We start from the raw sequence: 24,721 nt of genomic DNA, 5'->3' as shown, positions 1-24,721 counted from the left end.
GTGCCGCTCCTCACGTCGTGGGGGCCGCTGCCGGCGCCGGGATGTCCTCGGGCGAGAACGCACCGAGCTGCTCGTCCGTGGGGGTGGCTCCCGCCACGATCCGGCTGGCCTGGCGTCCGACCGCCTCTTCGAACAGGTTGCGGGCGAGGCGGCCGTTGCCGAAGCCCTTGCCCCGGGGCTGGGCCTCGAACCACGCCCGCACCCTGGCGACCACCTCGGGGGAGCACCGGTAGCCGGCCTTGTCGGCCTGGGACGAGAAGATGGCCACCAACTCGTCGTCGGTGTAGTCGGCGAAGGCGATCGTGCGCGGGAACCTCGAGGTGAGGCCCGGGTTGGCGTTGATGAAGTCGGCCATCTCGTCCGGGTAGCCGGCGGCGATGACCACGACCGAGTCGCGGCGGTCCTCGACGAGCTTGACGATGGTGTCGATGGCTTCGATGCCGAAGTCGCGTTCGCCGCCGCGTGCCAGCGCGTAGGCCTCGTCGATGAGGAGGACCCCGCCGTCGGCCTTGTCGAACACCTCCCGCACCCGGGTGGCGGTCTGGCCGATGTAGCCGACCACCAGCTGGGACCGGTCGGTCTCGACGAGCTGGCCCTTGTCCACCACCCCGAGGGTGCGGAAGATCTGGGCCACCAGGCGCGCGACCGTGGTCTTGCCCGTGCCCGGGTTGCCCGTGAAGACGAGGTGGCGACTGGTGTCGAGCACGGGCAACCCCCGCTCGCGGCGCAGGTTCTGCACCGCGATGAGGTCGGACACGAGCTTGACCTCGGCCTTGACCCCGGCCAGGCCGACGAGCCCGTCGAGCTCGGCGAGCAGCTCCTCGATGGGCCGAGCAGGGGGAAGGGGCTCCTCGTCGGGCGGTGCCGGCGCCCCCGCCGGTCCACTGGCGGCCGTGGCGGTGGCCGGGCCCGCCGGTCCCACACCCGGCTCGGGGGTGGTGGCGTCGTGGCGCCGCTCCGGGGCGCGCGCCCGGATCCCGTCGAGGGCGTGCAGGAGCAGGCCCCGGTAGTCGTCGATGGCGCGCAGCTCGGCTTCGGACGGTCGGGCGTCGAGGGAGGCGACGGTGTACGCGATCTGCAGCGCGAGGTCGTAGTAGCGGCGAGCGTGGCCGGTGCCGTGGCGTTCGTCGGCCTTGCGGAGGATGTCGAAGAGCACGGTCGTCTGCGACAGCTCGGACTGCTTGCCGGTGACCAGGCCGGCCTCTCGGATGAGCGCGGGGGTGGCGTGGTCGAGTTGGCTGTCCAGGCGGGGGCCGAAGGCCTCGATGAGGCCCAGGAGCTCGTCATCGGACTGGCGGTCGTCGCAGTCGATGAAGGCGAGGCTGAGGTTGTAGGCCTCGAGGACGACGTCGTGGCGCAGGTCGTCGGCGTCGACGCCGTCGAGGTCCGCGGCGATCTCGGCCATCACGGGGCTCAACGCGTCGACGAAGTCGCTCACGGCGTCCGCGAGGGCGCGGTCGCCGTTCACGCGTCCCGCTTTCGGGAACGGGCCGCACGGGCCGCTCGCACCACGCCTTGCGGAGTCGGACTCACGGGGGGATGGTAACGAAACCCGCCGGTAACCTCGGGGGCATGTCCATCGCTGATCTGGGACTCCGGGCCAAGGCCGCCTCTCGGGCGCTGGCCACGGCTTCCACCCGTGAGAAGGACGCCGGTCTGCTCCTGGCCGCCGACGGGCTCCTCGAGTGTGCCGACGAGGTGCTCGCCGCCAACGCCGTGGACGTGGAGCGGGCCGAGGGCGAGGGCGTGAGCGCCACGGTCGTCGACCGCCTCCGACTCACGCCCGCCAAGATCGAGGGCATGGCCGGCGGCCTGCGCCAGGTGGCCACCCTGCCCGACCCCGTCGGGGAGATCCTCGACGGCTGGACCCGCCCCAACGGCCTGCGCATCCACCGCGTGCGGGTCCCGCTCGGCGTCGTGGCCATCATCTACGAGAACCGGCCCAACGTCACCAGCGACGCGGCGGCACTGTGCGTCAAGGCGGGGAATGCCGCGTTCCTCCGGGGTTCTTCCGGTGCCATCACCTCGAACATCGCGATCGCGAAGGTGCTGCGCGACGCCTTCGCGGCCGCCGGCCTGCCCGAGGACTCGGTCGTGCTGGTCGAGGACACCACCCGCGAAGGCGCGGTCGAATTCATGCAGCAGCGCGCCAGCATCGACTGCCTCATCCCGCGGGGTGGGCCGTCGCTCATCGCGTCGATCCGCGAACACGCCACCGTCCCCTTCGTGATCGACGGCGACGGCAACTGCCACGTCTACGTCGACGAGTCCGCCGATCTCGCCATGGCCGAGGCCATCGTCGTCAACGCCAAGACCCAGCGGCCCTCGGTGTGCAACGCCCTCGAGTCCATCGTCGTGCACCAGAAGGTGGCCGAGCCCTTCCTCACCCGCCTGGCGCCGGCGCTCGAGGGGGTCGAGCTCGTGGGTGACGACCACACCCGGTCGATCCTGCCTTCTGCCGGTGCGGCGTCCGAGGCCGACTGGGGCACTGAGTTCCTCGACCTCAAGGCCTCGGTGCGGGTCGTGGACTCGCTCGACCAGGCCATCGACCACATCAACCGGTACGGCTCGGGCCACAGCGAGGCCATCGTCACCCGGGACCTCGAGTCGGCCGAGCGCTTCACCGCGGAGGTCGACGCCGCCGCGGTCCTGGTCAACGCCTCCACCCGCTTCGTCGACGGCGAGGAGTTCGGGTTCGGCGCCGAGATCGGGATCTCCACCCAGAAGCTCCACGCCCGGGGCCCGATGGGCCTGCGCGAGCTCACCACCGCCAAGTACGTCGTCCACGGCGAGGGCCAGATCCGAGGCTGACCTCGGGCCGCTGAGCCCGGCGATCGCTTGCCGAAGGTCGGTCTTCGTCGTACCGTCGCTGGCGACGGGTGCGGACCGGGGAGGGGCGACATGCGACGAGCCCGCGATGGCCGAGGGGCGCGGCTGCTCGCCCCTGTCCTGATCACGGCGGTTCTGGCCGTGCTCGCCGTGCTGTTGGCACCCGGTGGTGCCGGGGCCCAGCGCCTCGGTCCGGCGGCGACCCGGGCGGGCGGAACGCCGGAGGCGGCGCTCGGGAGCATCTCCCAGGTCGCGGGTGGCGACGGGCACTCGTGCTTCCGGCTGAGCACGGGCAACGTGAAGTGCTCCGGGAACAACTTCAACGGGCAGCTCGGCGACGGCACCCGCAACAGCCGCCTCGAGCCGGTGCTGGTGTCCAACCCGAACGGCACCGGTCCGCTCGGCGACGTGGCCGAGGTGGCCACCGGTGGAGACATCTCGTGTGCCCGCCTGGCCAACGGCCAGGTCCGCTGCTGGGGCATCAACGTGGATGACCAGCTCGGTGGCGGGTCGCCCGCGCTCAGCAGCGCCTTCCCCGTCGTCGTGTCGAACACCGCGGGGACCGGGCCGCTCACCAACGTGACGCAGATCACCGTCGGGGCCGGGCACGCGTGTGCCCGCCTGGGCAACGGCCAGGCGGTGTGCTGGGGATTCAATGCGTCGGGGCAGCTCGGCGACGGCACCACCACCTCGCCGCCGCGGCCCGTGGCGGTCTCGAACCCGGCGGGCACGGGGTCGCTCACCAACGTGTCGAGAGTCGCGGCCGGCAACTCCCACACGTGTGCGCGGCTGACCACGGGCCAGCTCCGCTGCTGGGGGGCGAACGCGAGCGGCCGCCTGGGTGACGGGACGACGACCGACCGCCTGCGGCCGGTCGTGGTGAAGAACCCGGCGGGCACCGGTCCCTTGACCGACGTCTCCAAGGTGGCGACCGGCCACTCGCACACGTGTGCGCGCCTGACGTCGGGGCAGCTGCGGTGCTGGGGGGCGAACAGCGACGGGCGGGTCGGCGACGGCACCACGACGAACCGGCTGCTCCCCGTGGTGGTGTCGAACCCTGCGGGGTCGGGCTCGTTGAGGGACGTGTCGAAGGTGGCGGCGGGGGCGGCCCACACGTGCGTCCGACTGACCTCGGGCCAAGCCAGGTGCTGGGGCTCGAACGCGAACGGCCGCCTCGGCGACGGCACGACCACCGACCGGCCACGTCCCGTGGTGGTGTCGAACCCGGCGGGCAACGGCCCGTTGACCGACGTGAAGGACGTCGCCGCCGGTGTGGCGCACACGTGCGTGAAGCTCGGCTCCAAGAACGCCCGCTGCTGGGGTCAGGACAGCGTCGGCCGACTCGGCGACGGCGCCGGGGGCGGCAGTGTGCGGCCCGCGGTCGTGCAGGACGGCGCGGACCTGGGCGCCCTCGGCGGCATCACCCAGATCGTCGGCGGCGGCCTCCACGTGTGTGGGCGGACGACCGCCGGCGAGGCCCGCTGCTGGGGCTTCAACGACGCCGGGCAGACGGGCAACGACGACACCAGCACCTCGGAGGCGACCGCGGTCCCGGTGGTCGGGACCACGGGGTCGGGCCGCCTCTCCGGGATCGTGCAGCTGGCGGCGGGGAGTCGCCACACTTGTGCGCGCCTGACCACCGGCCAGGTTCGGTGTTGGGGGGACAACTTCTTCAGCGGTGGTGCACTGGGCGACGGCAGCACCACCAGCAGCGGCCGACCAGTGGTCGTCTCCAACGCCACCGGCACCGGTCCGCTGACCGGCGTCGCCCAGATCGCGGCCGGCGCCGGCACCTCCTGCGCGGTCCTCGTCAACGGGCAGGCCCGGTGCTGGGGCTTCAACTCCGCAGGCGAGGTGGGGGACAACACCACCACGAATCGCACCCGTCCCGTGACGGTGCTCAACGCGGCGGGAACCGGTCCGCTGACCGACGTCGCCGAGATCGCGATCGCCAGCGGCGCCGCCTGCGCCCGGCTGACCACCGGGCAGGTCCGGTGCTGGGGCAACAACGCCAACGGTCGTCTGGGGGACGGCACCACCACCAACCGCCCCCTGCCGGTGACCGTCCTCAGCCCCGCGGGGTCCGGCGCGCTGACGGACGTGGCCCAGATCTCGATCGCCCAGGGTCACGCCTGCGCCCGCCTCAACATCAACGAGGTGCGGTGCTGGGGCAATGGAGCAGACGGGCGGCTGGGCGACGGCACCGGGACCACCCGGGTGCTGCCGACCGCAGTCCTGAACCCGCAGGGCAACGGCCCGCTGACGGGCGTCGGTCAGGTCGTGGCCAACGGCTCGGGGACGTGCGCCCGGGTCGGGGCACAGGTGCGTTGCTGGGGTGACAGCGTGAACGGGGAGACCGGGGACAACGTCGGCGCCGACCGCGTGCTGCCCGTGACGGTGCTCGACCCGCCGGGGCTTGGTCCGCTGACCAGCGTGACCCAGGTCGCACGGACCGGGGCCAGCGCGTGCGCGCTGCTCTCGAACGGCGAGGTGCGCTGCTGGGGCGACAACGCCTTCGGGTCCATCGGTGACGGCACCACGGGCACCGACCGCTTCCTGGCGACGGCCACGCAGGTCTGAGCCTGGGCCCGGAGCGCCCTGTCAGCTGTCCTCGAGTCGCTCCAGGGGACCGACGACGAACGAGCGCGGCGGCTCGGGCCGGCTCGAGTGGCAGGTGAGCAGACGGGGCTCGGCGTCGTTCGACGCAGTGACCTCGGCCCGATGGCGCCGGCCGGCGAGGTCGATCACGACCGCCCACGCACCCTCCCCGAGGCGCTCCCGGTGCCAGCCCGTCAGCGCGTCGATGCGGCGCTCGCCGGTCTCCTGGCGCACCGCCAGCTCGGCCGCCTGAACGGGCGGCGGCAGGGCAGACCGGCCCCGGTAGTGCTCCAACGGCAGCAGGCCGCGGGCGAGCTCCTCGAGGAATCCCACCACGGCGTCGACGGAGACGCGGCCGAAGTAGCAGCCGTGGGGGAGCAGGACGACGTTGGCGGCGAAGCGGTCGCCGCCGATGTGGGAGCACTCCCACACGGGCGCGGGCCCGAGGGCCCGCATGGCCCGGACGAGCGGGCGGCCCTCGTTGGCGCAGCAGGCGTCGTGGCGGCCGTTGGTGCACACGACGAGGAGGGGCTCGTCGCGGCCGGCCCCGACCGGCGGCGGGGCGGTCATGGGCGGGTCGAGGCGCCACCCATCGGGGCCTCCGAGGGCCGACCGGGTCAGGCGCTCGTCGCCCACCGTGGAGCGGGCCCGCACGACCATCGGCGGCGACGTGCGCTCGGCATCGGCCTGGACGCCCTGGCGCACGAGTACGGCCTTCGCGCGCGCTCCTCGGTCGAACGTCACGAGCGGCTCGGCCAGGTGAGCGGGCAGGTCGCTCTCGGTGAGGGCGTGGCGGCCCCACGCGCCCGGCCACTCGACCAGCAGCCACTCGTCGACGTGGGAGGCGGTGGCCGCCAACGGTTCGGCCAGGTCCCGGCTCGTGGCCGCGCAGAACGGGACCCGGCCCCGGCCGGGCCGGCCGGCCGGCGACGAGGGCATCGAGTCGCTCAGCGGTCGACTCGCTCGACGATGCCCTCGCGGTACAGGCGGCGCAGGACGACGAGCGACGAGTCGCAGTCGAGGAGGCCGTCGTCGGCGCGAACGTGCCGGCCGGCGACGAGGGCATCGACGAGGGGTGCGGCCTCGACGGGCAGGCTGATCACGCGGTCGCGCCGCACCAGGCGCACCCGGCCGCCCGCCACCTCGTGGCGCTCGAGGGCGCCGTGGCGCAGCTCCAGCAACGTCGTGGCGTCGGGGGCCGCGGCCCGCAGGGCCCGGCGGAGCTCGTCGGCCGCGTCGACGGGCGGGTGGGCCGACCAGAGGTCGTGTTCGAGGCGTCCGACCAGGAGCTCGGGATCCAGCGCGTCGAGGCGTTCCGCGAGGTGCACCCGGAACTCCTTCCAGGCCTCGTCGAACCCGTCGTCGCCGCGCCCGTCCCTGCTCCCCAGGGCCCCCACCGGCAGCGCCCGGCGGAGGGCCACGTCGTCGTCGGGGAGGACGTCGGCGAGCAGGCGGAGGACGTGGCGCCAGGTGAAGGCGAGCACGCCGACGGTGAGGTGCAGCGAGGCGGCGTCGCTCGTGCGGGCCTGGTGGCCGAAGCCCCTCGGCAGGTAGAGGCAGTCACCTGGTTCGAGTGTGCCGGACCACACGGGCTCGCCGAACGCCGGCGGGGGAGCGCCGCGGCCGCGGCGATGGGGCAGGACATCGGCCGGCTCGTGCACCGTCCAGTGCTTGGTGCCCTCCACCTGGAGCACGAACACGTCGTGGGTGTCGTAGTGCAGGTCGAACCCCTCGGCGGCGGGCGGGGAGAGGTAGGCGTTGGCCTGGACACGGTGGCCCAGCTCCTCGGCGAGGCCGCGGCAGAGATCGCGCGCCGGCGGCCAGGTGCGTTGCAGTGCCTGCCCCACGATCGACGCGCCGGCCCACGCCTCCTCCGCGATGCGCCCCGGGTTGGCCAGGTCGTGCACGGTCGTGTGGCCGGCGCCGGCCGAGCGCAGGTAGGTCGACGACGGGAGCCCGCTACCGTCCCGGATGAGCCGGAAGAACGGGCTGCGCAGGCCGTGGTCGGCGATCATCTCGACCAGGTCGTCGGACGACAGGAGTTCCGAGAACCGGTCCGCCGCCGCGGCGCCGCCCCGGTGCAGGGCGAGCGCTCGCTCCCAGTGGTCGGTGAGGAACGCCTGCTCGTCGCCGACGAGGGCGCGGAGGTGCGGACGCGGGGAGTGGGTCACCGAGGGGCTCGGTCGGGCCGCTCGGTCGGCGCCCGGTGGGTCAGGGTGAGGGCTCAGTCGCCGCCGTCGGTGTCCCCGCCGTCGGTCCCGTCGCTGTCGCCGCCGTCGGTCCCGTCGCTGTCGCCGCCGTCGTCGCCATCGGCGTCGTCGGAGGCGTCGCCGTCATCGCCCATGCGCACGCCGGGGGCCGCGGTGTCGAGCTCGATCGTCCAGTCGGTGGTGATGTCTGCGTCCGTGATGGCCATGGGCGCGAGTCGAGCACCGTCGGCCGGCGCGGTCAAGGCCCAGTTGGGAGGGGTATCGGGCGGTCGCGTGGGGGCGGGTGGTGCCCGTGGTGCCGGAATCTTGACCGAGCGGTCAAGGACCGTGGGTACGATCAGGGGATGGAACCCCGATTCGAATCGGTCCCGGCGGTGCGCGAGAGCCTGGCCGATGTCAACTACCTCGCCGACGAGGGCATCGCCGGCGTCGTGTACCTGGCCGACCGGCTCCAGAAGCCCATCCTCGTGGAGGGGCCCGCCGGTACCGGCAAGACGCAGCTCGCCAAGTCGGTGGCCGAGATCACCGGTTCGCGCCTCATCCGCCTCCAGTGCTACGAGGGCCTCGACGAGTCCAAGGCGCTGTACGAGTGGAACTACAAGAAGCAGCTCCTGCGCATCCAGGCCGAACGCAACACCGACGGCACGTGGGACGACATCGAAGACGACATCTTCTCCGACGACTTCCTCCTCACCCGGCCCCTCCTCGAGGCCATCCGGGCCGAGGATCCGGTCGTGCTGCTCATCGACGAGGTCGACCGCGTCGAGGTCGAGACCGAGGCGCTGCTCCTCGAGATCCTCTCCGACTACCAGGTGTCCATCCCCGAGCTGGGCACGGTGTCGGCTCGGCAGATCCCGCTCGTGTTCCTCACCTCCAACAACACCCGTGAGCTGTCCGAGGCGCTCAAGCGGCGGTGCCTGTTCCTGCACATCGACTACCCGGACCTCGAGCGCGAGAAGGAGATCGTCCTGGCCAAGGTGCCGGACATCACCGAGAGCCTGGCCGACCAGGTCGCCCGCATCGTGCGCTCCATCCGCCAGCTCGAGCTGAAGAAGTCGCCTTCGGTGTCGGAGACCCTCGACTGGGCCCGCACCCTCGTCCTGCTCGGCATCGAGCAGGTCGACGAGGCGCAGGCCACCGAGACCATCAACATCCTGCTGAAGTACCAGACCGACATCGCCAAGGCCATCAAGGAGTTCGGCGGCGACGGCCAGGCCTGGGTGCGGGGCGGCAAGACCCCCTCCTCGCAGAAGAGCTGACCGTGATGGAGGCTGCGGAGCGGAGCGGGGCAGCGCCGATCGCCCGACCGGATCCCGAAGGGGCGCCGACGGAGGAGGCGCAAAGGTGAGCGTCGTCGCGCCCTCGCCGATGCTCGAGCTCCTCGCGGGGTTCATCCAGGAGCTGCGCGAGGCCGGCCTGCCGGTCAGCCTCACCGAGAACCTCGACGCGATGGAGGCCATCAAGCACATCCCCCTCGAGGATCGTGAGGCCTTCAAGTACGCGCTGGCGGCCACGCTGGTGAAGAACAACGCCCACTGGCGGTCGTTCGAGACGGTCTTCGAGGTCTACTTCTCGCTGCGGGGCAAGGAGTACCTGATCGACCAGGGCGACGACGACGAGCGCGACGGCGCCGCCGGCGACGCCGACGCCGGCGACCAGCCGATGCAGGGCCAGGGCGGCGCCGGCGGGCGCATGAGCAACGACGAGCTCGCCGAGATGCTCTACCGGGCCCTGATGCGGGGCGACGAGGCGATGATGCGCGCCATCGCCCGCCAGGCGGTCGAGCGCTTCGCGGGTATGGAGCCGGGCCGCCCCGTCGGCGGTACCTACTACCTCTACCGCACGCTGCGGAACCTCGATCTCGACAACCTCTTCGAGCGGCTCATGGAGCACTCCCGCGAGGAGTCGCCCGAACCGTTGAGCCCCCTGGAGGAGCGCCTCGAGGCCGACGAGTACCAGCACCGGCTCGAGCAGCTGAAGCAGGAGGTCGAGGCGGAGATCCGTCGGCGCCTCGTGGCCGACCGCGGCGTCGAGGCGATGGCGAAGACGCTGCGCAAGCCGCTGCCCGAGGACGTCGACTTCATGCACGCCAGCCGGGAGGAGATGGCCAACCTGCGCAAGGCCATCTACCCGCTGACCCGCCGTCTGGCCGTGCGCCTCGCCCGCAAGCGGCGTCACGGACGCAAGGGCCCGCTCGACTTCCGCAACACCGTGCGCCACTCGCTCAGCTACGGCGGGGTCCCCGCCGAGCCCAAGTTCCGCTTCCCCCGCCCGGCGAAGCCCGAGATCATGGTCATCGCCGACATCTCGGGGTCCGTGGCGGCGTTCGCCCGCTTCACCCTGCACCTCGTCTACGCCATCAGCAGCCAGTTCTCGAAGGTGCGGGCCTTCGTGTTCATCGACGGGCTCGACGAGGTCACCCGCTTCTTCGAGGGCGTGGAGGACATCGCCGACGCGGTGCACCGGGTCAACACCGAGGCCGACGTGGTCTGGGTGGACGGCCACTCCGACTACGGGCACGCCTTCGAGGTGTTCTGGAAGGAGTACGGCAAGGACGTCGGGCCGAAGACGTCCGTCATGATCCTCGGCGACGCTCGGAACAACTACCACTCCTCGCAGTCGTGGGTCATCAAGGAGATCCGCCAGAAGGCCCGTCACGTCTTCTGGCTGAACCCCGAGCCCCGCTCCTACTGGGACACCGGCGACTCGATCGTCAGCGAGTACGGCATCCACTGCGACGGCGTCTACGAGTGCCGCAACCTGCGGCAGCTCGAAGGCTTCGTCGAGCGCCTCGCCTGAACGGCGCCGGCCCGGTCAGGCCCGCTGGGAGCGGTGAGCGGCGGCGCCGCCACCGGCCGTGCTGAGGTTCATGGCGGTGTTGACCAGCGAGACGTGGGAGAACGCTTGGGGGAAGTTGCCGAGCAGTCGGCCGGTGGACGGGTCGTACTCCTCGGAGAGCAGGCCCACGTCGTTGCGGAGCCCGAGCAGCTTCTCGTAGAGCGCCCGGGCGTCGGCGCGACGCCCGAGCAACTCGAGGCAGTCGGCCAGCCAGAAGGTGCAGAGGAGGAACGCACCCTCCTTGCCCGGCAGGCCGTCGGCGGTGTGCTCTGTGCGGTAGCGGAGGACGAAACCGTCGTCGGTGAGCTCCCGCTCGATTGCCTCGACCGTGGCCCGGACACGCTCGTCGGCGGCTGGGAGGAACCCCACCAAGGGCACCAGGAGGAGGCTCGCGTCCAGCGCGTCGCTCCCGTAGGCCTGGCGGAACGCGCCGTCGGTTCGGACCCCGTGGGCCAGCACGTCGTCTCGGATCTCCTCGGCAAGGCGCCGCCAGCGCTCCACGGGCCCGTCCAGGCCGAAGCGCTCGACCGCGAGAGCCGCTCGATCGGCCGCGACCCAGGCCATCACCTTCGAGTGGGTGAAGTGCCGGCGACCACCGCGGACCTCCCAGATGCCCTCGTCGGGTTCGTTCCAGCAGCCTTCGAGGAAGTCCATGAGCACCTTCTCGAGCTCCCACGACTCGTGGCCCTCGGCCAGTCCCGCGACACGGGCCTGGTGGGTCGCGTCGAGCACCTCGCCGAACACGTCGAGCTGGAACTGGTCGCTGGCGGCGTTCCCCACCCGAACGGGCGCCGAGCCCTCGTGGCCGGCCAGCCAGGGGACCTCGTACTCGGTCAGGCGGCGTTCACCGGCCACGCCGTACATGATCTGGAGCTTGTCGGGCTCGCCGGCGACGGCCCGCATGAGCCACTCCCGCCACGCCGACGCCTCGTCGACGTAGCCGGCGCTGAGCAGGGTCATGAGGGTGAAGGTGGCGTCGCGCAGCCAGCAGTACCGGTAGTCCCAGTTGCGCACGCCGCCGAGGACCTCGGGCAGCGAGGTGGTGGCGGCGGCTGCGATCCCACCGGTGGGGCCGAAGGTGAGGCCCTTGAGCACGACGAGCGAATCGTGCACCACGTCGGACCACTCGCCCCGGTAGGTGTTGCGGCCGCTCCAGGACTGCCACCAGCGCTGCGTGTAGTCCAAGGCGGCGTGGACGTCGGGCGCCGGCTCCGGTGGGAGGTGGGAGGGGAACGTGGCGAGCTCGAAGGGGACCGTGTCCCCGGGCCCGACCGAGAAGCGGGCCTCGGTGCGGTGGTCCATGCCGTGGGTCTCGACGGGAGTGTCGAGGCAGAGCCCGTCGGGCCCCGCCACGGCCAGCAGCCGGCCGTGGTCCTGACGGACCCAGGGGACGATCGAGCCATAGTCGAAGCGCATGCGCAGGTCCATGACCATCGGGACCCGACCGCTGCGGCCTTCGACGATGCGGATCAGGTTGGGGCGCTCGTCGCGGGGCACCATGAAGTCGATCAGCGCCGCCGACCCCTCGGCGGTGTGGAACACGGTCTCCAGGATCAGGGTGCCCGGCCGGTAGGCGCGCTCGACGCGGAGGACCTCGGTGGCCGGCGCCAGCTGCCATCGGCCGTTGTGCTCGTCACCCAGCAGGGCGGCGAAGCAGGCGGCCGAGTCGAAGCGCGGGGTGCAGAGCCAGTCGATGGACCCGTCCTTGCCCACCAGCGCAGCGGTCTCGGTGTCGCCGAGCATCGCGTAGTCCTCGATGCGGGAAGGGCTCACCCCACCAGCTTGTCGTGGTGGCGGGCCGCTCGCTCGGGTCAGAGCCGGTCGATGACCTCTTCGAACAAGGAGAACAGCGCCGGGCGCTCGTGGCGCTCGCGGGCGAGCACGCCGAGGCGGCGGCCCCGGTTCACCAGCTCGCGGGCCTCCCGGCCCGGCCACGGGCGGGGGAGCAGTTCGGGCGGAAGCAGCGGGTCGCGGCTGAAGCAGGCCTCGAAGTCGATCACCGTGGTGAGCGCGCCGGCGAGGAACTCGGCCTCGGTGAGCCGCTCCTGTCGGCTGCGCATGTCGGTGAGGGCCTCGGGCACCTCCTTGTAGCGCTCGATGAAACCCTGGTACCGGCGGGCGAGGTCGTCGAGCGCCCAGAGGCGGCCGGCAAGGGTGCGGGGATCTCGCTCGCCGCCGATCTCGAGCTCGTCGGTGACGGCCGTGGTGACCGCGTCGGCCACCCCGAGGCGCTCGGCCTCGGCGGTCACGACCGACTCCCACGAGTGGGGGGACACGTAGAGGCCGTTCTGGATCTGCCCGGCACCGAGGGCGAACAGGCGGCGCACGAAGGCGGCCACGCTCTCGTCGTCCACCGGGGCCACGGCGACGAGGTGCCAGCGCCGGTCCCAGCCCCGCCCGGCGGCGTCCTGGACGTAGGCGAGGCGCGCCCGCTCGAGCGCGGAGTCGAGGAAGGCCCGGCCCGCCGGGGTGGGGGAGTAGCGGTCGCCGTCCTCGGTGGCGAAGAGACCTTCGTCGACGATCAGGGCGAGCTCGGCCCGCACCTGCTCACGGGTCTGGCCGCAGGCCTCGGCCACGGGCTCGACCTCGCTGGCCACGATGCTGCCGTCCTGGCCCGCCATGCCCATCACGAGGAGGCGGGTGGGGATGTGGTCGTCGGGCGCCCGGTCGGTCACGGCGCCGAGGCTACTGCCGGGCGAGGAGGCTCCCTCAGGCCGGCCGCACGGGCGTCGATACTGGGTGCGTGTCACGCCGTGTTCGCGCCTTCTGGCTTCTCGTCGTGCTGCTGATGCTCGCGATGACGGGTTGCGACGCCGGCCGGTCGCTGCGCTTCTTCGGGACCGGGTCGGGTCGGGCCGACCGGGTCGAGATCGCGCTCGACGCCCCAGCCCGCCCCGTCGACGTCGGCGCCGGAGCCTTCACCATCGAGTGGTGGATGCGGGGCTGGCGGTCCAACAACCCGTCCGGGGTCGTGGCGTGCGGCGCCGGTGCCTACGGGTGGATCGGCGGGCACGTGGTGGTGGACCGCGACCGCTTCCCGTTCAGCGGGCCCGACGGGCGGGACTTCGGGGTCTCCGTCGACCGCTACGGGGACGTCGCCTTCGGCGCGCAGGACGGCACCGGCGCGGCTTCGACGGTGTGCACCGACCTCCCCGGCGACGGCGTGCTCGACGGGCGCTGGCACCACGTGGCGGTGGAGCGCACCGGCGCCGATCATCTTCAGATCTGGGTCGACGGGGTGCGCCGGGCCGATGGCGTGGGCCCGGCGGGCGACCTCTCCTACCCCGACGGGACGACCGGCGCACGACCGGCCGATCCCTACCTGGTGATCGGGGCGGAGAAGCACGACGTCGGCGCGGCCTACCCCTCGTTCGCGGGCCGCCTCGACGAGCTGCGGGTCTCCTCCATCCGGCGGTACCGCACTGCCTTCGCCCGACCGACGGCGCCGTTTGTCGCCGACTCGGCGACGGTGGGCCTGTACCACTTCGACGAGGCCGCGGGGTCCCGCGTGACGGACTCGTCCGGCGCGGTCGGCGGCCCCAGCCACGGGCTGGTGCGCTTCACGCCGTCCGGGGCCCGTCCGGCGCGCACCGACGACACGCCGTTCGGCTGATCGGCTCGAGCTCGCCGAGCGGCGGCACCGCGGGTGGGCTCAGACGTGCAGGCCGCACTCGGTGCGGTCGCGTCCGGCCCATCGTCCGGACCGGGGGTCGTCGCCGGGAGCGACCGGCTTGGTGCACGGCTCGCAGCCGATCGACAGGTAGCCCTGGTCCACGAGCGGGTTCTGGGGCACGTCGTGGTCGGCGATGTAGCCGGCGACGTCGTCGTCGGTCCAGGTCGCGATGGGGTTCACCTTGACCAGCCCACGCAGGTCACGGACCACGATGGGTGCGGAGTCCCGACTGGCGGCCTCGACGCGGCGCAGGCCGCTCATCCACGCGGCCTTGCCGGCGAGGGCCCGGTCGAGCTGTCCCACCTTGATGGCCGAGCAGCAGTTCTCGGGGTCGAGCTTCCAGAGCTCTTCCGCGTGGTGGGCGACGGTCATGATGCGCATGTTCAGGCCGTAGCGCCGGCGCACGTCCTCGACGGTCTGGAGCGTCTCGGGGAAGTGGTAGCCGGTGTCGATGAAGACGACCTCGATGGCAGGGTCCACCTTCACCGCCAGGTCGATGAGCACGGCGTCGGTCATCGAGGCCGTCATGCACAGGTAGGGCGCGAAGCAGTCGACCGCCCACTGGATGATCTTGCTGGCGGGCAGGCCCTCGAACTCGCGGTTGAGGTCGGCGAGCTCGTCGTCGGAGAAGGAGGGGACGTCGAGGCCGACGGGATCGAAGGCCATCAGGTCGCGCACTCCGAGTCACCGACCTCGGCCACGTAGGGCCCGGTCTCGCCGTAGTCCACGTAGTACTCGGGGCCGTCCTCGGGCTCGGGGAACCAGTCGAGGTCGAGCAGATCCTTGCGGACCTCGTCGACGCCGCCGACGCGGGCCAGCCAGCTCTGGAAGGCCTCACCCGCCTCACGCTCACCGGCGTAGCGACGCACGACCCGCACCGCGGCCTCGGGGGCGTTCTTGGCCGGGAGGCGCAGCGCCTTCTGGCCGAACTCGATGCGCTCCTCGCCGACGTAGCCGCCGAGGAGCATCTGGTAGCCGGGGGCGGCCTTGCCGTGGGCACGGCGCTCGGCCCCGAAGAAGCCGATGTCCGAGGCGTGGTGCTGGCCGCACGAGTTGGTGCAGCCGGAGATGTTGGTGCGCACGCCGCCGATCTCGGCGAGGCCCTCCTCTTCGAGGCGCCGGCCGATCTCGTCGGCGAGGCCACGGGACTGTGTCACGGCCAGGTTGCAGGTGTCGGCGCCCGGACAGGCGACGACGTCCCGGGTGAGCTCGGCCCCGGGCTGGGCCATGCCGATGACCTCGAGGCGCTCGTAGAGCGTGTCGAGCTGCGACTCCGAGAGGCCCCGGAACACGAAGTTCTGGCGATTCGTGACCCGGACCTCGGCCCCGAGCTCGCGCTGGATGGCGGCGAGCGCCCGGAACTGGTCGGCGGTCACGTCGCCCAGGCGGCTCCAGGCGTAGGCAGACACCGTGCCCTTGGCCGCGCCCCGCACGACGTTGGCCTGGTGCCAGCGGTCGCGCTGGTCGCCGCTGCGGATGGTCACGGGCGTGCCCTGTCCGATGGTCGGTGCAGTGGCCCCGGGAGCCAGGCCGGCGGGGTCGTCACCCAGCTTCTCGACGATGGCGGGAACGCCACCGGGCCAGGAGGAGGACGCCACGAGGAAGGCCCGCTCCTTCAACACGCGGGCCTGGAGCTCGTCCCACCCCATGGTGTCGACGAGCCACTTGAGGCGGGCGCGCAGCTTGTTGTCCCGGTTGGCGTGGTTGGAGAACACCCGCAGGACCGCCTCGAGGGTGGCGAGCAGCTCCTCCCGGGGCGTGAAGGGCTCGAGCGCGAGCGCGGGGTGCGGGGTGGCGCCGAGGCCCCCGGCGAGGAAGACGCGAAAACCCGCCTCGACCGAGCCGTCCTCGAGCGTGCGCGTGGTGGCGATGACTCCCACGTCGTTGAACATGGCCTGGCCGCAGTCGGTGGCGCAGCCGGAAAAGTTGATCTTGAACTTGCGGGGGAGGCGCTGGGCGAGGGGGTTGCGCAGGAAGTGCCGGTGCGCCGCCTCCGCCCAGGGGCTGATGTCGAGGGCCTCCTTCGGGCAGGCACCGGCCAGGTGGCAGCCCTGCACGGTGCGGACCGTGTCGCCGCAGGCTTCCCGGGTGGTCATGCCCACCGAGGCGAGCTTGCGCATGACCTCGGGCACCTCGGTCAGCTCGACGAAGTGGAACTGCACGTTCTGGCGGGTGGTGAGGTGGCCCCAGCCCCGAGAGTGCTCGTCGGCCAGGCGGCCCATCATGTCGAGCTGCTCGGGCAGCATCGAGCCGTAGGGGATCTTGACCCGCACCATCTGGTTGGTGCCGCCCTGGCGCTGGCCGTAGATGCCGTTGTTCAGGCGGAAGACCCGGAAGACGTCCTCGGGGAGGTCGCCGGCCTGGTACCGGGCGAGCTGCGCTTCGAACTTGGCGATGTCCGCGGACATCGCCGGGTCGATCTCGGCGTGCGGGAGCACGGGTGGGGCCTCCACGAGGGTCGAAAACCCGAGCGGATCGCTCAGGTATTCGAGGGAGTGTAGGAGAATCCCGACCCCGAAGGTCAAGTATTCTCAGAAACCCCAGGTATCAGCGGTGCTCGCGCAGCAGCTCGGAGACTCGGAAGGCCAGGTCGAGTGACTGGCGGGCGTTCAGGCGAGGGTCGCACATCGTCTCGTAGCGGTCGCCCAGGTCGGCGTCGAGGATCTCCTCGGCGCCGCCGAGGCACTCGGTGACGTTGTCGCCCGTGAGCTCGACGTGCACGCCGCCGGCCCAGGTGCCCTCGGCGCGGTGGGCGGCGAAGAATCCGGCGATCTCGGCGAGCACGTCGTCGAGGTGGCGGGTCTTGTGGCCCGTGCCACTGGTGAAGGTGTTCCCGTGCATGGGATCACAGGCCCACACCACGGGATGGCCGGCGTCGCGCACGGCGGCGAGCAGGGGAGGCAGCCCTGCCTCGATACGCGGGGCGCCCATGCGGCTGATGAGGGTCAGGCGACCCGGGATGCGGTCGGGGTTGAGGCGCTCACACAGCGCCAGCACCTCGTCGGGGGTGACGGAGGGGCCGACCTTGGCTCCGACGGGGTTGTGCACCCCGGAGAGGAACTCGAGGTGGGCGCCCTCGGGCTCACGCGTCCGCTCGCCCACCCAGAGCATGTGGGCCGAGCAGTCGTACCAGTCGCCTGTGAGCGAGTCTCGACGGGTGAGCGCCTCTTCGTAGCCGAGGATCAGCGCCTCGTGGCTGGTGTAGAAGTCGACCTGTTGGAGGTCGGGCTGCGAGGAGGTGTCGACCCCGCAGGCCTTCATGAAGCGCAGGGCGCGGTCGATCTCGGAGGCGAGCTGCTCGTAGCGGCGGCCCTCGTTGCTGCTGGCCACGAACTCCTGGTTCCACCCGTGCACCTGGCCGAGGTCGGCGAACCCGCCCTTGGTGAAGGCCCGGAGCAGGTTCAGCGTCGACGCCGACTGGTGGTACGCCTGCACGAGGCGCTCGGGATCCGGCGTGCGGGCTGCGGCCGTGAACCCGATCGAGTTGACGATGTCACCGCGGAACGACGGCAGCTCCACCGCCTCGACCTTCTCGACGGGTGACGACCGCGGCTTGGCGAACTGCCCGGCGATCCGCCCGACCTTCACCGTGGGGACGCCCGACGAGTACGTGAGCACGACGGCCATCTGGAGGATCACCCGCAGCTTGTCCCGGATGGCGTCTGCGGAGAAGGCGTCGAAGGACTCGGCGCAGTCGCCCGCCTGGAGCAGGAAGGCCTCGCCCGCGCTCACCTGGGCCAGGCTGCGGGTGAGCTCGCGGGCCTCGCCCGCGAACACGAGCGGGGGCAGGGTGGCGATGGTCTTGACGGCCTGGTCGAACGCGCCGGCGTCCGGCCAGTCGGGCTGCTGGCCGGCAGGGCGGTCGCGCCAGGACGACGGGGTCCAGGAAGTGGAGGCCACGAGCAAAGGATCGCGGGTCGCGTCCCCCACCGACAAGCGGTTTGGGGGAGTTGCCCGCTGGTGGTCCGGCCTAGGCGGCGTCGGTGGTGGCGGCGGCCTGGTCGCGCACGGTGCTGACCGCACGCTTCACCAGGCGGCGGGCGGCCTCGGCGGTGACGCCGAGCTCCTCGCCCACCTCTCGGTAGCTGCGCTTACGCCCGTCGTGCAGGCCGAAGCGCTGCTCGACGGCGTACCGGGCCCGCGTGTCCAGGACGCTCAACAGGTCGGTGACCATCTGCTGCTCGGCGCGGTCGAGGACCTCCTGCTCGGGGCCCGGCGTCGAGTCGGGGAGCAGGTCGACGAGTTCGTTGCTGTCGTCGTCGCCGATGGTCCGGTCGAGCGAGGTGGGGGTGGTGAGGCGGTGCAGGCGAGCGTGCTCGTCGTCGAGCTCGTCCCCGTCGCCCGCGACCTGGCGCAGCGCGGCCCGCAGGCTGGCCGAGCGGTCGCCCGGCAGGCGCACCAGGCTCGCCTTCTGGTCGAGGGCCCGGCCGATGGCCTGGCGGATCCAGAAGGTGGCGTAGGTGGAGAACTTGAAGCCCTTGCGCCAGTCGAACTTGTCGACGGCGTGCTCGAGGCCGAGGTTGCCCTCCTGGACCAGGTCGAGCAGCTCCATGCTCGGGGGGAGCGGGTAGCGACGGGCGACCGACACCACGAGGCGGAGGTTGGCCCGGATGAACCGGTCCTTCGCCCGCTCGGCGGCGCGCACGGCACGGTCGAGCTCGATGCCGGACTCGCCGTCGGCGATCCGCACGCGTGCCTCGGCGCCCTTCTCGATCACCTGGGAGAGCTCGCGCTCCTCCTGGGCGGTGAGCAGCGGCACCAAGCCGATCTCGTTGAGGTACTGGCCTACTGAATCGCTCATGACACCTTTTCCACGGGAAGTTCAGCTCTCTTAACGAGAATTACTGCCCTGTGATTCCCAGTTGCAGACATTTTCGGGGGCAACCGGGCCACACGACGGCGTTCCGGTCGAGTTCACCCTGCAACCACCGTGTTTTCCCGCCTGTTCCGGGGGGTGAAGTGACATCGGTCACTCCGGCCGCCGACGGGGTCGCCGAGGCGTGGAACAGGGGGCGAGGGAGGGTGCGGGCGAACACCTTCGTAACCAGAATGACACATTTCCACGACGGCCACAAGTACCCTCGACGGGTCGGGTGAGGCGCGACCCCTACACTCTCGGCCCGTGCCCGCCTCCCGGACCCTCGTCGGCGCGCTCCGCCGCCAGGCGTGGGTGATCGTGGCGGCCACCGTTGCAGGAGCGGCGCTGTTCGGGACGGCCTCGGCGCTGCTGCCCAAGACCTACGAGTCGAGGGTCGAGGTGCAGGTGGACCCGGTCTCGCTCGACCAGCGCTTCGGGGCGCCCGACGCCCCCGCCGACGATGCGCAGGCCATCGGGCGCGAGGTCCGGTTGGTCGAGAGCGCCGCCGTCCTCGGGAGGGCTGACGCCCAGATCGCCTTCGATCATTCGCTCGCGGTCGAGCAGGTGTCCGACGACACGATCGCGTTCGTCGGCCGCTCGATCAGCGGCCCCTACGCCGAGGCGGTCGCCAACACGGCCGCGAACACCTACCTGGCCGTGCGCGAGGAGACGGCCACCGGCCTGGCCGAGAGCGCGGTGACGTTCACCCAGGCGCGAATTGACGACCTGAACGCGCGCCAGGCGGCAGGCGAGGACGTGTCGGCGGACCTGGCCGACCAGCAGGCGCTTCTCGCCGATTACCAGGCCGGTCAGGCGGCGGTGGGCGACACCGCCGTCGTCACGCTCGGGCCCACCGACGCCGGCGACGCCGTGGCCCCCCGGCCGTGGAGCGCCGCTGCCAAGGGACTGCTGCTCGGCCTCGTGGCGGGCCTGATCATCGCCGCGGCCCGCGAGTACCTGCTGGTCCGTCCCCTTCCGGCCTCGCTCACCGGCTCGGTGCCCACGCTGCGCCTCTCCCGTCGTGACGGCGGCGACCTCCGGGCCGGTTGGGCCGAGCGGCGCCGGCCCGCAGTCGTGCTTCTCGTGGGCCTCGTGCTGGCCCGGGCCGGCCTGTACATCGCCCTGGGGGTGAACTTCGTGCTCGACGACTGGAGCCTGGAGTTCCAGCGGGCAACGGCCGGGACCTGGTCGTCGGTCCCGTCCGGTCAGGACCTCGTCAACGCCCGCCCTGGGGCGTGGTTGACCTTCACGCTCCTGCACGGGGTGGTCGGGCCGCATCCGCTCGTCCAATTCCTCGTGCTCACGGCCATCAACGTTGGCGTCGTCCTCGTCCTGTACACCGTGCTGGCCAGGTTCTTCGATCGGACCCTCGCGCTCGTGACCACCTCGGTCTGGGTGCTGCTCCCGATCCACCAGTCGATGACGGTCTGGTCCGGGACGAGCCAGATCGCCGTCGGGGCGCTCCTCTTCCTGCTCGGGCTGTGGGCCTTCACCGACGGACGCTGGCTCCTCGCCGGTCTCGCCTTCGCCGCGTCGATCCTCTGCTACGAGCTCGCGGTCCCCGTGGCCTTCGCATCGGTGGCGCTGGTGGCCACGCCGCTGGCGCCGCTCCGGGGCGGTGCGCCGGCTCCCAGGACGCCCATCACGCTGCTCACCCGGGCGGGCACGCTCGTCCCCGTGGTGGCGGCCACGGCGTGGTCCCGGGCCCACCCCGTGTACCCGCTGGAGTGGCGCATGCCCAGCCCCTCGACCCTGTGGTCCGGGCACTTCGGCATCGGCCTCTTCGGCAGTCTCGACACCCCCGACCTGTTGTTCGCCGCGGTGGGGGCGTTGGCCGCAGCGGGCGTCGTCGTCTGCCTCGTGTGGTGGGTGCGGGGCGATCGAGCCCGCGGCGCCGGCCCCTCGCTGGTCGTCGCCGGCGTCGGCGTCCTCGGGCTGGGCCTGTTCGTGTCCTTCACCGCCACCACCGGGGTGCTCGGCTTCAACGACCGGCTCTACGCGGTGTCCTCGGTGGGCGCGGCGATGATGCTCACGGGACTCGGCGTCTTCCTGTGGCGGCGCGTGCCGGTGACGACGATCGCGGTCGCCGCCGTCATCGTCCTCGTAGCGATGGTCGGTCAGTTCGTGTCGCTCCGCTCGTGGAGCCAGGCCGGCGCCGACGTGGTCGCACTGATGGACTACCTCGAGCGCACGTACCCGGACGCGGCCAGCACCAACTTCATCGTGGGCCCGACCCCGAGGTACCGCAACAACGTGATCGGCGCGTCCTCGCCCTACGGCGGCGCCGACTCGGCGTTCCGCCTGACCTTCCCGGATGCCGGGCCGCCGTGCGCGCTGCTCGCCGATCGGACGACGGTCCCGCCGGACACCTGCACCGGGTCCCTCGTCATCGCCAACTCGGCGGAGGAGTTCACCCCGACCCCCTGGGGCGAGTCCCTCGTCGACTGGTCGCGTGTCCTCGGGGCCGACGGAGCGCCCTGATCGCCCCCTCGTACACTGCGTCGGTGACCGGCAGGGGCGAGCGCATCGGGTTGTTCGGGGGGACCTTCGATCCGCCTCACGTCGGGCACCTCGCGGCGGCGGTCAACGCCCGCCACGACCTCGGCCTCGACGTGGTGCTCCTGGTCGTGGCCAACGTGCCGTGGCAGAAGGTGGGGGAGCGGGTGGTGAGCCCGGCCTCGGTGCGCCTCGAGCTGGTGCGCCTCGCCGTGGGCGATGTCGAGGGCGTCGAGGTGTGTGACCTCGAGATCCGGCGGGGTGGGCCGTCGTACACGGCCGACACCGTGCGTGAGCTGTTCGAGGAGGACCCTTCCCGCGAGCTCTACGTCATCGTCGGCAGCGACGCCGCGGCCGGGCTCCCGACGTGGGAGCGCGTGGACGAGGTGCGCCAGCGGGCCGTCATCGCCGTGGTCGACCGACCCGGTGGCTCCTGGGGCCCTCCGCGGGGCTGGGACGTCGAGCGCGTCGAGGTCCCTCGGCTCGAGATCTCGTCGACCGATCTCCGCGACCGTGTCGTGGACGGTCGTCCCCTCGACTACCTGGTCCCGGCCCCGGTCGTTTCGGGCATCGAGCGCCTCGGCCTCTATCGTGACGACCGATGAGCGAGCGGGACCGATGAGCCATGAGCCCATGGTCCTGCCCCCGGCCGGGACGGGCGAACGTGCCCGTCGCCGCCGGGAGCGCGAGGCCGCATCCGACGGGAGCGACGGGCCCCCGTCGGTCGAGGGGCCGTCCGACCCGGCTCCCGACGCCGAACCGTCCCGTCGCCGGGCCCACCCCGTCCTGCGTTACGCGTTCATCGGCACCTGGGTCGTCCTCATCCTCGCGATCCCGGTGCTCACCGTCGTCGGCATCAAGGCGGTCGGTCGCAGCAACGCCGGTCGCGAGCTGAACGTCGAGACCGATCCCCGGGCCGAGGGCTACGAGGCCGCGGTCGATCCCACCCCGACGATGCTCGTGACCCAGACCGACGACGCCGGCACGATCACCGGGGTCACCATGCTCTCGCTGAAGAACAGCGGGGGCGGCAACCTCACCTTCTTCCCGGCCGGCACGGTGCTCGAGCTGCCCTTCACCGAGACGGGGCAGGCGCCCATGAACGAGATCTACCAGGGTGCCGGCCAGACCGGCCTCGAGCAGCGGGTCGAGACGCTCCTCGTGGCGGCGGCCCAGGAGGACGTCGAGATCCTGAACAACGCGCAGTGGGCCAGCCTCGTGGCTCCGCTGGGCCCGCTCACCATCGACAACCCGGTCGAGCTGGTGACCACCGATGCCTTCGGGGGGCAGGTCACGTTCGCGCAGGGCCCGATCCCGGTGCCGCCGGAGCAGATCGGCCTGTTCGTGAACTCGCGGGGGCTCGAGGAGAACGACCTCACCCGTCTGGAGCGCCAGCAGGCCTTCTGGACGGCCTGGTTGGCGGCGGTGAAGGTGTCGACCGACCCCAACGCCGTCCCGGGCGAGACCGACAGCGGCCTGGGCCGGTTCGTCCGCGACCTCTCGAAGGGTGACGCCACCTTCAACACGCTCCCGGTCACCCCCATCGGGATCCCCGGGGTGGGTGCCACCGACTCCAACCTCTACCAGCCGGACCAGGTGGCGGTCGATGCGCTCGTGGCCGAGACCATCCCGCTTCCCGTAGGCGTCGGGCGCCTGCGGTCCCGTGTGCTCGACGGCACCGGCACCGAGGGCCTGGCGATCGAGGCGGCCCGCATCATCGTGCCCGCCGGCGCGGAGATCGCCATCGTGGGCAACGCCGAGAACTTCGGGCGCGAGCAGACCGTGGTCCAGTACTACGACCCCGCGGAGCGCGACCAGGCGCAGCGCCTCGTCGACGCCCTGGGCGTCGGACGCCTGGTGCTGCGGGAGAACGTCACCGACAACGTGGACGTCACCGTGATCATCGGGAGCGACTTCGAGCTCGAGAATGCGCCCGGCGCCTCGGCGGCGGCCACGACGACCACCGCGCCTCTCGGGGCGCCCGCCACCACCTTGCCGGTCGACCCGTTCGCGGTGACCACCACGGTCCCGTTCGGGGTGGCGCCGGAGATCACCCCGCCGACGGAGGCCCCCACTGGCTGATCCACCCCCGACCAAGACGTCCACCACCGCGCTCGACTGGGTCGTGGCCGCGGCCCGCGCCGCCGACGCCAAGCTGGGCGCGCGCACCCTCGTGCTCGACGTGTCCGACGTGTTGTCGATCACGGGCTGGTTCGTCATCACCAGCGGTGCCAACAGCCGGCAGGTGAAGACCATCGCCGAGGAGATCGAAGAGGCGGTCGCGGCCGCCGGCGGGCCCCGACCGCTGCGCATCGAGGGCCTCGACAGCCTGCGGTGGGTGCTCATGGACTACGGCGACTTCGTGGTGCACGTCTTCCTCGACGAGGAGCGCGACTACTACGAGCTGGAGCGGCTCTGGAACGACGTCCCCCGGGTCGCCTGGGAGCCCGACGCCGGCGGGGCCCGCACGGCCGAGTGACTAACGTCGTGGGTCGATGGGTGTGATCGACTTCGACGCCGCCACGCTGGCCGCCGACGGCTTCGCCGTCCACCGCAAGGTGTTCGACGAGGCGGAGATGGCCCGGGTCGTCGCCATGATCGAGGCCGCCGACGCGGTCAACCCGCACCACGACCAGCTGAACAACGGCGCCATGCGCTTCGCCAGCAACCTGCTGCCCTGCAGCGCCGACCTCCAGGCGTGGGTGACCCAGCCGGTGCTGCTCGACCTCGTGTGCCCCCGGCTCGGGCCCGACGTCTGGATCCGGTGGGACCAGGCCGTGGCCAAGGGCCCCGGCGCCCCCTTGTTCCCGTTCCACCAGGACAACGGCTACAGCCAGGTGGGCTTCGAGCACCTCCAGGTCTGGGTCGGCCTCAGCGCCGCCGACGCCGACAACGGCGGCCTCTGGCTCATCCCGGGCAGCCATCTGCGCACCTGGACCCACGCCAACGACGACGGCGTCGTGCGGGTCCTCGAGCCCACCGACGGTGCCGTGTGCATCCCCGCCGAGGTGGGCGACGTCGTGGTGTTCTCGTCCCACACCGTCCACGCCACCCTGCCCAACGTCAGCGATCGCCTGCGGTGGGCGTACGTCATCGAGTACGTCTCGCTGGACCACGCCGACCCCTACCTCACGCCGCCCTTCTTCGTCGCGGCGCGAGGGGGCCGCCCCGCCCCGTCCTGGGTCGATGCGCTGCCGGGCGCCGTCGCACCGTCCTAGA

General features: G+C 72.1%; 20 protein-coding genes. 10 read left to right on the top strand and 10 right to left on the bottom strand.

What is annotated here, in order from left to right; translation table 11 throughout:
• Nucleotides 1–10: 10 nt before the first annotated feature.
• Nucleotides 11–1,468, bottom strand: coding sequence for an AAA family ATPase (locus JNK12_21600; protein MBL8778544.1), 1,458 nt, complete (start codon nt 1,466–1,468; stop codon nt 11–13).
• A 104-nt stretch (nt 1,469–1,572) separates the two neighbouring features.
• On the opposite strand from JNK12_21600, the gene JNK12_21595 reads away from it, so the two are divergent.
• Nucleotides 1,573–2,811 (top strand): glutamate-5-semialdehyde dehydrogenase, encoded by a 1,239-nt coding sequence (locus tag JNK12_21595; protein MBL8778543.1) that lies wholly within the window; start codon nt 1,573–1,575, stop codon nt 2,809–2,811.
• A gap of 90 nt (nt 2,812–2,901) precedes the next feature.
• Nucleotides 2,902–5,409: an RCC1 repeat-containing protein gene (locus JNK12_21590; GenBank protein ID MBL8778542.1), complete on the top strand. Its 2,508-nt coding sequence runs from the start codon at nt 2,902–2,904 to the stop codon at nt 5,407–5,409.
• Nucleotides 5,410–5,430: 21 nt separating this feature from the next.
• Here JNK12_21590 and JNK12_21585 read toward each other — a convergent pair whose 3' ends face one another.
• The 3 genes from JNK12_21585 to JNK12_21575 are packed head-to-tail and all read right to left on the bottom strand — an operon-like array spanning nt 5,431 to nt 7,843.
• Nucleotides 5,431–6,366 (bottom strand): hypothetical protein, encoded by a 936-nt coding sequence (locus JNK12_21585; protein MBL8778541.1) that lies wholly within the window; start codon nt 6,364–6,366, stop codon nt 5,431–5,433.
• Nucleotides 6,367–6,374: 8 nt separating this feature from the next.
• The gene (locus JNK12_21580) at nt 6,375–7,598 is read right to left on the bottom strand and encodes a hypothetical protein (protein ID MBL8778540.1); all 1,224 of its coding nucleotides are present in this window, start codon (nt 7,596–7,598) and stop codon (nt 6,375–6,377) included.
• Nucleotides 7,599–7,651: 53 nt separating this feature from the next.
• Nucleotides 7,652–7,843 (bottom strand): hypothetical protein, encoded by a 192-nt coding sequence (locus JNK12_21575; GenBank protein MBL8778539.1) that lies wholly within the window; start codon nt 7,841–7,843, stop codon nt 7,652–7,654.
• A gap of 138 nt (nt 7,844–7,981) precedes the next feature.
• On the opposite strand from JNK12_21575, the gene JNK12_21570 reads away from it, so the two are divergent.
• Together JNK12_21570 and JNK12_21565 are read left to right on the top strand one after the other, a co-directional pair.
• A complete protein-coding gene (locus tag JNK12_21570) occupies nt 7,982–8,896 on the top strand; it encodes a MoxR family ATPase (protein ID MBL8778538.1) in 915 nt (304 codons plus the stop codon).
• Between the two features lie 109 nt (nt 8,897–9,005).
• Nucleotides 9,006–10,436, top strand: coding sequence for a VWA domain-containing protein (locus JNK12_21565; protein ID MBL8778537.1), 1,431 nt, complete (start codon nt 9,006–9,008; stop codon nt 10,434–10,436).
• 15 nt (nt 10,437–10,451) lie between these two features.
• Here JNK12_21565 and JNK12_21560 read toward each other — a convergent pair whose 3' ends face one another.
• Together JNK12_21560 and JNK12_21555 are read right to left on the bottom strand one after the other, a co-directional pair.
• Nucleotides 10,452–12,248 carry a glycoside hydrolase family 15 protein gene (locus JNK12_21560; protein MBL8778536.1) on the bottom strand — a complete coding sequence of 599 codons (1,797 nt, stop codon included), beginning with the start codon at nt 12,246–12,248 and terminating at the stop codon, nt 10,452–10,454.
• Nucleotides 12,249–12,286: 38 nt separating this feature from the next.
• On the bottom strand, nt 12,287–13,150 hold the full coding sequence (locus JNK12_21555; GenBank protein MBL8778535.1) for a hypothetical protein: 864 nt from the start codon (nt 13,148–13,150) through the stop codon (nt 12,287–12,289).
• A 68-nt stretch (nt 13,151–13,218) separates the two neighbouring features.
• Here JNK12_21555 and JNK12_21550 point away from each other — a divergent pair, with 68 nt between their 5' ends.
• Nucleotides 13,219–14,088: a LamG domain-containing protein gene (locus JNK12_21550; protein MBL8778534.1), complete on the top strand. Its 870-nt coding sequence runs from the start codon at nt 13,219–13,221 to the stop codon at nt 14,086–14,088.
• 39 nt (nt 14,089–14,127) lie between these two features.
• Here the strand turns inward: JNK12_21550 and JNK12_21545 are convergent, their stop codons facing one another.
• The 4 genes from JNK12_21545 to JNK12_21530 form a co-directional block, all read right to left on the bottom strand.
• Entirely contained in the window at nt 14,128–14,814 is a 687-nt protein-coding gene (locus JNK12_21545; GenBank protein MBL8778533.1) for a phosphoadenylyl-sulfate reductase, read from the bottom strand.
• Nucleotides 14,814–16,586 (bottom strand): nitrite/sulfite reductase, encoded by a 1,773-nt coding sequence (locus tag JNK12_21540; protein ID MBL8778532.1) that lies wholly within the window; start codon nt 16,584–16,586, stop codon nt 14,814–14,816. Before JNK12_21540 ends, JNK12_21545 begins: the two co-directional genes overlap by 1 nt.
• Before the next feature lie 109 nt (nt 16,587–16,695).
• Complete coding sequence (locus tag JNK12_21535; GenBank protein MBL8778531.1) at nt 16,696–18,048, bottom strand: 3-deoxy-7-phosphoheptulonate synthase class II; 1,353 nt, start codon at nt 18,046–18,048, stop codon at nt 16,696–16,698.
• A 70-nt stretch (nt 18,049–18,118) separates the two neighbouring features.
• Nucleotides 18,119–18,949 carry a sigma-70 family RNA polymerase sigma factor gene (locus JNK12_21530; protein MBL8778530.1) on the bottom strand — a complete coding sequence of 277 codons (831 nt, stop codon included), beginning with the start codon at nt 18,947–18,949 and terminating at the stop codon, nt 18,119–18,121.
• Nucleotides 18,950–19,270: 321 nt separating this feature from the next.
• Between JNK12_21530 and JNK12_21525 the strand changes: the two genes are divergently transcribed.
• Genes JNK12_21525 through JNK12_21505 form a run of 5 tightly spaced genes read left to right on the top strand, consistent with a single transcriptional unit; the run spans nt 19,271 to nt 24,720 of the window.
• Nucleotides 19,271–21,487, top strand: a complete 2,217-nt coding sequence (locus tag JNK12_21525) for a hypothetical protein (protein ID MBL8778529.1) — start codon at nt 19,271–19,273, stop codon at nt 21,485–21,487.
• A 23-nt stretch (nt 21,488–21,510) separates the two neighbouring features.
• On the top strand, nt 21,511–22,107 hold the full coding sequence (gene nadD / locus JNK12_21520; GenBank protein MBL8778528.1) for a nicotinate (nicotinamide) nucleotide adenylyltransferase: 597 nt from the start codon (nt 21,511–21,513) through the stop codon (nt 22,105–22,107).
• Nucleotides 22,108–22,120: 13 nt separating this feature from the next.
• Complete coding sequence (locus tag JNK12_21515; GenBank protein ID MBL8778527.1) at nt 22,121–23,584, top strand: LytR C-terminal domain-containing protein; 1,464 nt, start codon at nt 22,121–22,123, stop codon at nt 23,582–23,584.
• Between the two features lie 43 nt (nt 23,585–23,627).
• Entirely contained in the window at nt 23,628–23,981 is a 354-nt protein-coding gene (gene rsfS / locus JNK12_21510) for a ribosome silencing factor (protein MBL8778526.1), read from the top strand.
• A 16-nt stretch (nt 23,982–23,997) separates the two neighbouring features.
• Nucleotides 23,998–24,720, top strand: a complete 723-nt coding sequence (locus tag JNK12_21505) for a phytanoyl-CoA dioxygenase family protein (GenBank protein ID MBL8778525.1) — start codon at nt 23,998–24,000, stop codon at nt 24,718–24,720.
• Nucleotide 24,721 lies beyond the last annotated feature (1 nt).

This window comes from Acidimicrobiales bacterium, from assembly GCA_016794585.1.
Taxonomy (GTDB): domain Bacteria; phylum Actinomycetota; class Acidimicrobiia; order Acidimicrobiales; family DATDAH01; genus JAEUJM01.
This window is presented reverse-complemented; position numbering and strand designations above follow the sequence as displayed.

Excerpts from the sequence above, each read along its gene's own strand:
- JNK12_21595 (MBL8778543.1), top strand. The coding sequence starts at position 1,573 with ATGTCCATCGCTGATCTGGGACTCCGGGCCAAGGCCGCCTCTCGGGCG.
- JNK12_21590 (MBL8778542.1), top strand. The coding sequence starts at position 2,902 with ATGCGACGAGCCCGCGATGGCCGAGGGGCGCGGCTGCTCGCCCCTGTC.
- JNK12_21585 (MBL8778541.1), bottom strand. The coding sequence starts at position 6,366 with ATGCCCTCGTCGCCGGCCGGCCGGCCCGGCCGGGGCCGGGTCCCGTTC.
- JNK12_21575 (MBL8778539.1), bottom strand. The coding sequence starts at position 7,843 with ATGGCCATCACGGACGCAGACATCACCACCGACTGGACGATCGAGCTC.
- JNK12_21570 (MBL8778538.1), top strand. The coding sequence starts at position 7,982 with ATGGAACCCCGATTCGAATCGGTCCCGGCGGTGCGCGAGAGCCTGGCC.
- JNK12_21565 (MBL8778537.1), top strand. The coding sequence starts at position 9,006 with ATGCTCGAGCTCCTCGCGGGGTTCATCCAGGAGCTGCGCGAGGCCGGC.
- JNK12_21545 (MBL8778533.1), bottom strand. The coding sequence starts at position 14,814 with ATGGCCTTCGATCCCGTCGGCCTCGACGTCCCCTCCTTCTCCGACGAC.
- JNK12_21530 (MBL8778530.1), bottom strand. The coding sequence starts at position 18,949 with ATGAGCGATTCAGTAGGCCAGTACCTCAACGAGATCGGCTTGGTGCCG.
- JNK12_21515 (MBL8778527.1), top strand. The coding sequence starts at position 22,121 with ATGAGCCATGAGCCCATGGTCCTGCCCCCGGCCGGGACGGGCGAACGT.
- JNK12_21505 (MBL8778525.1), top strand. The coding sequence starts at position 23,998 with ATGGGTGTGATCGACTTCGACGCCGCCACGCTGGCCGCCGACGGCTTC.